This window comes from Nitratireductor sp. GCM10026969 (genome assembly GCF_042660605.1).
GTDB lineage: Bacteria > Pseudomonadota > Alphaproteobacteria > Rhizobiales > Rhizobiaceae > Chelativorans.
Window position 1 is genome coordinate 1 of sequence record NZ_JBHSUM010000179.1, and the last position, 8053, is coordinate 8053.

Annotated in this window: 9 protein-coding genes and 2 pseudogenes; 7 read left to right on the forward strand and 4 right to left on the reverse strand. The window is 63.7% G+C overall.

What is annotated here, in order from left to right; translation table 11 throughout:
- The 6 genes and pseudogenes from ACFP9U_RS22090 to ACFP9U_RS22115 all read left to right on the forward strand — a co-directional run.
- A pseudogene (locus ACFP9U_RS22090) lies at positions 1-615 on the forward strand (DNA primase); the annotation flags it as partial.
- Positions 616-912: 297 nt separating this feature from the next.
- Positions 913-2919 (forward strand): RNA polymerase sigma factor RpoD, encoded by a 2007-nt coding sequence (gene rpoD, locus ACFP9U_RS22095; RefSeq protein ID WP_378624778.1) that lies wholly within the window; start codon positions 913-915, stop codon positions 2917-2919.
- A 161-nt stretch (positions 2920-3080) separates the two neighbouring features.
- Positions 3081-3827, forward strand: a complete 747-nt coding sequence (locus ACFP9U_RS22100) for a carbonic anhydrase (RefSeq protein WP_378624788.1) — start codon at positions 3081-3083, stop codon at positions 3825-3827.
- A gap of 164 nt (positions 3828-3991) precedes the next feature.
- Positions 3992-4285: a GYD domain-containing protein gene (locus ACFP9U_RS22105; protein ID WP_378624779.1), complete on the forward strand. Its 294-nt coding sequence runs from the start codon at positions 3992-3994 to the stop codon at positions 4283-4285.
- A 42-nt stretch (positions 4286-4327) separates the two neighbouring features.
- Positions 4328-4747, forward strand: coding sequence for a secondary thiamine-phosphate synthase enzyme YjbQ (locus ACFP9U_RS22110; protein ID WP_378624781.1), 420 nt, complete (start codon positions 4328-4330; stop codon positions 4745-4747).
- 364 nt (positions 4748-5111) lie between these two features.
- Positions 5112-5402, forward strand: a complete 291-nt coding sequence (locus tag ACFP9U_RS22115; protein WP_378624782.1) for an HlyU family transcriptional regulator — start codon at positions 5112-5114, stop codon at positions 5400-5402.
- Here ACFP9U_RS22115 and ACFP9U_RS22120 read toward each other — a convergent pair.
- Positions 5368-6000, reverse strand: coding sequence for a TetR/AcrR family transcriptional regulator (locus tag ACFP9U_RS22120; protein ID WP_378624784.1), 633 nt, complete (start codon positions 5998-6000; stop codon positions 5368-5370). The genes ACFP9U_RS22115 and ACFP9U_RS22120 overlap by 35 nt on opposite strands.
- 68 nt (positions 6001-6068) lie before the next feature.
- On the opposite strand from ACFP9U_RS22120, the gene ACFP9U_RS22125 reads away from it, so the two are divergent.
- Positions 6069-6500: a VOC family protein gene (locus ACFP9U_RS22125; protein WP_378624785.1), complete on the forward strand. Its 432-nt coding sequence runs from the start codon at positions 6069-6071 to the stop codon at positions 6498-6500.
- A gap of 141 nt (positions 6501-6641) precedes the next feature.
- Here the strand turns inward: ACFP9U_RS22125 and ACFP9U_RS22130 are convergent, their stop codons facing one another.
- The 3 genes and pseudogenes from ACFP9U_RS22130 to ACFP9U_RS22140 form a co-directional block, all read right to left on the reverse strand.
- A complete protein-coding gene (locus tag ACFP9U_RS22130) occupies positions 6642-7100 on the reverse strand; it encodes an FKBP-type peptidyl-prolyl cis-trans isomerase (RefSeq protein ID WP_322451926.1) in 459 nt (152 codons plus the stop codon).
- 180 nt (positions 7101-7280) lie between these two features.
- On the reverse strand, positions 7281-7697 hold the full coding sequence (locus tag ACFP9U_RS22135; RefSeq protein ID WP_378624787.1) for a VOC family protein: 417 nt from the start codon (positions 7695-7697) through the stop codon (positions 7281-7283).
- 133 nt (positions 7698-7830) lie between these two features.
- A pseudogene (locus ACFP9U_RS22140) lies at positions 7831-8053 on the reverse strand (MFS transporter); the annotation flags it as partial.

The following is an 8053-nucleotide window of genomic DNA, read 5'->3' on the forward strand; positions in this document are numbered from 1 at the left end:
GGCGAACGCGGCGGCTATGCCGGCAGGCCGCAGGGCAGGCCCGGCGCGGCATCGGGCCGGCTGGCGGTTTCGGAAAGCCTGGCGCGGTCATCGCTCTTGAAGTTCGGCGGCGGCATGATGCCGTTGCGCGAGGCCTCCATCATGGTCGCGCTGGTCAATCATCCCGCCCTGCTCGATCCCTATTTCGACGCGGTGGACCATTTGCATCTGGAAAGCCCGGACCTTTTGCGCCTGCGCAGCGCCATTCTGGACGCCGTTGCCAGCGGCTTGGCGCAGGAGCGGCAAACGCTCATCGATGCCATCGCCGCCTCCGGCGCAGGGGATGTGCTGGATCGGGCGGAAGCTCTAGTGCGGCGGGCCAACCATTGGCCGGCTCTGCCCGAGGCGGCGTTCGAGGATGCCCGCGAGGCCTTTCTACAAGCTCTGCACTTGCACCGTAGCGCCGCGTTTCTACATAAGGAACTCAAAGCGGCCGAGCAGGCACTGGCCGAAGAACCGACCGATGGAAACTACCGGCATCTCGTGGAGATCCAGGCGGAGTTGCGAAACGTGCAGGCAACGGAAGCGCTCATCGAGGGCTTCGGGCTCCTTTCGGGACGTACCGATCGCTCGTGAGGTGGGCGCAACCGTGGACACATGAGTCGCTTTTTTGGCGCGAATCATGGCACAGCGACTTGACCTCGGCCGGAATAGAAGGAATCAAGTCCGATTCGACGTGGAAGGCCGCAGGATCGGTACCGTGCAAGATTAGCGCATGACATGGACGGGCGGAAGATCCGCCATAAGTGTCAGGGTTAATTAGGCATTAACGCGGCGGCGGCTAAGGGCCTGTTGTACACGCGAAAGCTGCGGCGTGGTCGGGTGGTCAGGACGGGGCGTCCGGCGACCGGGACCGGTTGGAGAAGGCAAGGCATGGCGACGAAGGAAAAAGAAGAGGTCGAGACCGAGCGCGAGGGCACTGACGGCCCGCTGCTGGATCTTTCGGACGACGCGGTCAAGAAGATGATCAAGGCCGCGAAGAAGCGCGGCTATGTGACCATGGACGAGCTGAACGCCGTCCTGCCCTCGGGCGAGGTGTCCTCCGAGCAGATCGAGGACACAATGGCGATGCTCTCGGACATGGGCATCAACGTCGTCGAGGACGAAGAGGTCGGCGAGGAAGGCGAGGTCACCGAGGTCGCCGAGGCGGAGGAAAGCACCGAGCTGGCCGAGCAGACCGGCACCGCCGTCGCCACCACGGCCACCAAGAAGGAGCCGACGGACCGCACCGACGATCCGGTGCGCATGTATCTGCGCGAGATGGGCTCGGTGGAGCTTCTGTCGCGCGAGGGCGAGATCGCCATCGCCAAGCGCATCGAGGCCGGCCGCGAAACCATGATCGCGGGCCTCTGCGAAAGCCCGCTCACCTTCCAGGCGCTCATCATCTGGCGCGACGAGCTTAACGAAGGCAAGATCCTGCTGCGCGAGATCATCGATCTCGAAGCCACTTACGCCGGGCCCGAGGCCAAGCAGGCGCCGGTGGTGACGCGTCCTGCCGAAGAGGAGACGCCCGCGGAGCAGAAGCCGCAGCGCGGGCGCGACGACGATATCACCGATGTCGGCGGCGATGCCCAGGCGGACGAGGAGGACGAGGAGGAAGACGAGGCGAATCTTTCGCTGGCCGCCATGGAGGCGGAGTTGAAGCCCGGCGTCATGGAGACGCTCGACTTCATCGCCGCCACTTATGGAAAACTGCGCAAGCTGCAGGACCAGCAGGTGGAAAGCCGGCTCGCCGACGGCGACAGCCTGTCGGCCGGCGAGGAGCGCCGCTACAAGCAGCTCAAGGACGAGCTCATCAAGTCGGTCAAGTCGCTCTCGCTCAACAACCAGCGCATCGAGACGCTGGTCGAGCAGCTCTACGACATCAACAAGCGCCTGGTGCAGAACGAGGGGCGCCTGTTGCGCCTTGCCGAGAGCTACGGCGTGAAGCGCGAGGACTTCCTCAAGGCCTATCAGGGATCCGAGCTCGATCCGAACTGGACCGAGATCGTGGCGGCTCTGCCGCAGCGGGGCTGGAAGGAGTTCACGAAGAGCGAGGCCGACACGATCGAGGCCCTGCGCTCGGAAATCCAGAACCTGGCTCAGGAAACCGCGATTTCCATCGGCGAGTTCCGCCGCATCGTCAACCAGGTGCAGAAGGGCGAGCGCGAGGCGGCGATCGCCAAGAAGGAGATGGTGGAGGCCAATCTGCGCCTCGTGATCTCCATCGCCAAGAAGTACACGAATCGCGGCCTGCAGTTCCTGGATCTCATCCAGGAGGGCAATATCGGCCTGATGAAGGCGGTCGACAAGTTCGAGTACCGGCGCGGCTATAAGTTCTCCACCTATGCGACGTGGTGGATCCGGCAGGCGATCACGCGATCGATCGCCGATCAGGCGCGCACGATCCGCATTCCGGTGCACATGATCGAGACGATCAACAAAATCGTGCGGACCTCGCGCCAGATGCTGCACGAGATCGGTCGCGAGCCGACGCCGGAGGAACTGGCGGAGAAGCTCGCCATGCCGCTCGAAAAAGTGCGCAAGGTGTTGAAGATCGCCAAGGAGCCGATCAGCCTCGAGACGCCGGTTGGCGACGAGGAGGATTCGCATCTCGGCGATTTCATCGAGGACAAGATGGCGGTGCTGCCGATCGATGCGGCGATCCAGGCCAATCTGCGCGAGACGACGACGCGGGTGCTGGCCTCGCTCACCCCGCGCGAGGAACGGGTGCTTCGCATGCGCTTCGGCATCGGCATGAACACCGATCACACGCTCGAAGAGGTGGGCCAGCAGTTCTCGGTCACCCGCGAGCGCATCCGGCAGATCGAGGCGAAGGCGCTGAGGAAGCTGAAGCATCCCTCGCGCAGCCGCAAGCTGAGAAGCTTCCTCGACAGTTAATCGTGAACGATGGCTTCTGTCATTGAAGGCCGGGCCTGCGCCCGGCCTTTTTTGTGGTCTTTTTCGGCCGGAATGTCATAATTTTTTCCGGATTGGATACTCATTCTGAATCTGTACTTTTCTTTTCTATTTTTAAAAGTATTCCATCAGGAGATATTGTCATGATTCATAAGAAAATTATCGTGTATCTCTTCGGTATTTTCCTGTCTCCCGTTTGTGCATTGGCTGCTTCAGCGGAGCAGTGGGATTATGGTGGCCGGGAAGGGCCCGAGCATTGGGCGGAACTCAACGGGCATAACCTGCCCTGCTCAACCGGCTCGCAGCAGTCGCCCGTCGACATTGCCCAAACCATCGAGGCGGATTTGCCGAGCCTTCAGATCCGCTGGAAGAGCGGTGGCGGAACGATGGTCAACAACGGCCATACGATCCAGGTCGACCTCGCCGAGGGCGGCACGCTTATCAGGGGAGATGAACGTTTCCGGCTCAAGCAGTTCCACTTTCATGCGCCGAGCGAGCATCGCGTCGAGGGGAAAGCCTTTCCGATGGAGGTGCACTTCGTGCACGAGGACGAGGAAACCGGCATCCTGGGTGTGCTGAGCGTGTTTATCGTGCCGGGCGAGGCCAACGGAACCTTTGCCGACCTCGCTTCCGCCTTTCCCGCCCATGAAGGGGAGCAAGTGTCTCTTCACAAGGTCGAACTGACGGACCTTCTGCCGGATTCGCTCGACTACTGGCTCTATGAAGGGTCTTTGACCACGCCGCCCTGCAGCGAGGATGTCGAGTGGATGATCGCGGTGGAGCCGATCGAGGTCGACGCGGCCGATATCGCCAGGTTCACGGCGCTCTATTCCCGCAACGCCCGACCGATACGCGCACCGAACCGCCGCTTCATCCTGCGCGGCGATTGACGGCACGGCACGCGTGCGGGCGTTGTTTTCCGGCGCGACCGGTCCCCGTATGCGGATATCTTGCAGCGCCGCCGCCCGGGGCGCATAGTTGGACGCAGCGGTGGGGCTTCATGGTCCGGCGCCGGCGGAATGCGCGAGTGTCACGGCGCCGGGGGAGGTGTGACGTGACCACTTATATCATCCTCGTCAACTGGACAGAGCAGGGCATGCGGACCGTGCGCGAGTCGCCGCGGCGGCTGGATGCCGCGAAGGCGCTGCTCAAGGAAATGGGCGGAGAGTTCAAGGCCTTCTACCTGACCATGGGTGATTGCGACATGGTCGCCGTTTGCGAGGCGCCCGACGATGCCGTCGCGGCGCGTTTCGCGCTGACGCTCGGCGCCGAAGGAAACGTGCGCACACGGACGTTGAAGGCCTTCCCGGAGGAGGCCTATCGCGAGATCATCCGGTCGCTCGGCTGAGGCGTGCTTGACAGGCCGGGCGCACGGATGCACCACCGGGGCATGCGACAGACGATCCTCCCGGTTTCGACGTCCGGGCCCGGCCTTTACGAGTTCACCGAGGAAGCCGCCCGCTTCGTGCAGCAGGCCGGCGTGGACTTCGGCCTGCTGACGGTTTTCGTGCGGCATACCTCCTGCTCGCTGGTCATCCAGGAGAATGCGGACCCGGACGTGCGGCGCGACCTCGACGCCTTCTTTGACCGTCTCGTGCCGCCGTCGGACGATCCGTCGATGAACTGGGTCATCCACAGGATGGAGGGGCCGGACGACATGCCGGCGCACATCAAGGCGGCCCTGACGCAGACTTCCATCGGAATTCCGGTGTCGGAAGGGCGGATGACGCTCGGCACCTGGCAGGGCATCTACCTGTTCGAGCACCGTTCCCGGCCGCACCGGCGCGAGGTGGTGCTGCATCTGGGGTAGGGCGCTCGAGTTTCAATTGTGGCCGGTGCGGCGGCGCCACGCCTTTAGGCCGGGATTGGAGCGAACGCATGTTTTGCCAACGGCGCTCAACCTTGACCGCCGGCGACGTGTCGATGTTCAGGCATGGATCTTCGGGTCGGGGCCCGAGGATGACGAAGTGGAGAGGTCTTGCGCGCACAAAGTTCCGACCCTGGGATTGGTGCAAACGCCCCAGCAGCTTTAAGGAATTCGTCGGCCCCTTCCTGACCGAGGTGGGCGGCGTCCCCGTTTTCGACTTCGCTGTTGAAGAAGAAACAGGGGCGCGCGGAAAGCTGGTCGTGGCCGTGCTTGCGCGCTAGATTGGCTGGCCCAAGGGAGAAGAAGCATGTCATTTCTGAAACGGCTTTTCGGCGGTTCCACGGGAGCAGAGGGCGGGGCGCCCGAAGTGGTCGGCGAGCCGGTCTCGCACAAGGGCTTCACCATCCGCGCCACGCCTTTTCCGCAGGACGGGCAGTACCAGACCTGCGGCATCATCTCCAAGGAGGTTGACGGCGCGAGGAGGGAGCACAAGTTCATCCGCGCCGACCGCTTCCCGAGCGCCGATCTCGCTGCCGATCAGGCTGTGCGCAAGGGCAAGCAGATCATCGACGAGCAGGGAGAGTCGCTCTTCGGCTGAGGCCGGCCGCGGCGCCCAGGCTTTCGATCATGCCGGCAATCGTGCGCCGGTAATCCTGCGGATCGGCACCGGTCTCCTGCGCGAGCGCGGCTCGGTCGTAGACGGCTGCAAGCAGCACCGTAAGCGCCTCGAGCGGGAGCGGGCGGATCCCCCCCGTTTCGATGGCGGCGGCGAGGCCTTCGCGCAATGTGCGGTTTCCGTGGCGATTGTCGATTTCGTCCATGGCCGCCCGGCCCAAGACGGCGGGACCGTCCAGCAGGAGAAGACGCGTGCGCCCCGGAGCGGCCATCGCCGCCAGAAAGGCGTTGCCGCCCTCGATGAGCGCTTCGAGGGGATCGTGCAGGGTGTCGGCGCGGCGCTCGATTTCCGCCGCCACCGCTTGCGCCTCCCGCTCGGCGACGGCCTGGAAGAGCGCTTGCTTGTCGGCGAAATGATGATAGAGCGCGCCGCGCGTCAGGCCTGCCGCGGCGACGATCTCCGGCGTGCCCGTCTCGGCGTAGGTTTTGTCGATGAAAAGGCGCCGCGCGGCCGCGATCAGCTTTTCACGGGTCGATTGCGAACGCTCCCGGTTCGAGCGGCGGGGAGGATCCTGTTGCATACATGCAGCCTGTATGTTATTTCAGATTACATGCAGAGTGTATGTTTCTTGAACCAGGAAGAAAAGCCATGAAGAGCACCAGCTATTATCCCGTCATCATGACGGACGACGTGAGCGCGACCGCCGCCTTCTACTGCAGCCATTTCAGCTTTGCCCCGCTCTTTGAGAGCGACTGGTACGTGCATCTGCAGTCGCGCGAGGACGAGACGGTCAATCTCGCCGTGCTCGACGGCCGTCACGAGACCGTGCCCGAGGCGGCGCGGGGCCGGGTCTCGGGCCTGATCCTGAATTTCGAGGTGGAGGACGCGGACGGGGAATATGCGCGGGTGAAGGCGGCGGGCCTGCCCATCCTGCAGGAATTGCGGGACGAGGCGTTCGGGCAGCGTCACTTCATTACGAGCGACCCGAACGGCGTCCTGATCGATGTCATCAAGCCGATCCCGCCCACGGCGGAGTTCGCCGCCCAGTACGAGGACGGCGCCTTGCCGAGGCAGGACTGAAACAGTTGCGGGAAGGGATGCCGGTTATCCGTCCAAGGCCATGCGACATCGAACGCCCAGATCATTTCGTTGTTTCGGCGAAACGGTGAAATGATCCGAGCCCGTCCGGCAAGGTGCCGGAGGCCGGAGGGCAGGCGCGGGCTACTGCCCGAACTTCTGCCCCTGTTCGGAACCGACGATCTCGACCAGTTCCAGATCGAACACGAGGTCGCGTCCCGCCAGCGGGTGGTTGGCGTCGACGGTCACCTCCTGGTCGTCCATCTCCACCACGGTGAGCGGAATCTGGCGTCCGTCCTGGGTGGTGGCCTGGAGGCTGGCGCCGATCTTCAGGTCGAGGTCGTCCGGAAACGCGGTACGCGGTACCGTCTGTACCTGGCGCTCATCGCGCGGGCCGTAGGCCTCGTCGGCAGGGATCGTAACGGTCGACTTCTCGCCGGTTTCCATGCCCTCGACACTCTTCTCAAGACCGGGGATGATCTGTCCGCCGCCGAGCTGAAACTCCAGCGGGTCGCGACCCTCGGAGGAATCGAATTCCGTGCCGTCCGTCAGCTTTCCCTTGTAATGGACGCGGACGACGTCGCCCGTCTTCGCCTGGCTCATATGGGCTCTCAATCGTTTTCGGGTGACAATCTGGCGCGGGTCTTCGCTTTTTCGCAACCATCCGCACCGACGAAAAGGCCGCGTCATACGTTCGCCGCAGCCTCTCCGGGGAAAAGTAGGACATGTGTGTGAGATGTAAACCCCTTGCGGAACGTAATTTTCCGCCGGCAGGTCCCGCCGTTATTTGCCGACGATGGCCCAGCGCACGCCGAAGGGGTCGCGCACCTCTCCGTAACGGTCGCCCCAGAACATCTTCTCCAATGGCATCGTCACCTCCATGCCTTCGGCGGTGGAGGCGCGTTTCCACCAGAAATCCACGTCGTCGACGCAAAGCGTAAGCGAGAAGCCCGCGGGCTGTTCGACCTTGTGGCCGTATTCGGGGTAGGGATCGCTCATCATCAGCGAACCGCCGTTGATGTAGAGATGGCGGTGCATTGTGCGCCCCTTTTCGTCCACCGGATGACGGGCGACTTCCTTCGCGCCGAAGGCCTTTTCATAGATCTGCGCTGCCTTTGTCGTGCCGTCGACCGTCAGATAGGCGATGACGCCTCCGCGCGGTTCGCCGGTTTCTCCGGGCGCAAGTTCAATTGCCGACATTTTTTCTCTCCTTGTTGGACCTGAGCCATTCGAGCTCGGGCAAAGGACGCGGGTGGCGGGAGAAATCCGACAGCGATGCGGATTTTCTCGCATGCAAAGGCCGCGCCGGATATCCCGCCGGCGCGCGGCAGGATCAGGCGACGGTAGCGGGCAGGGTTTCCTCGCCTTCGCTATCGGGCGTACCGGCCCGCCGGAGAATGCCGAGGATCAGCACCGCCGTCAGGACGGCAATCGCCGCACTGATGAGCGAGGCGAGCACCAGGCCGCTGGTGAAGGCCTCGCGCGCGACCGCCAGGAGGGGAGTGCCGACGGTTTCCGGCAACTGGCCGGCGACGGCGCGCGCGCCGCCCAGCGTG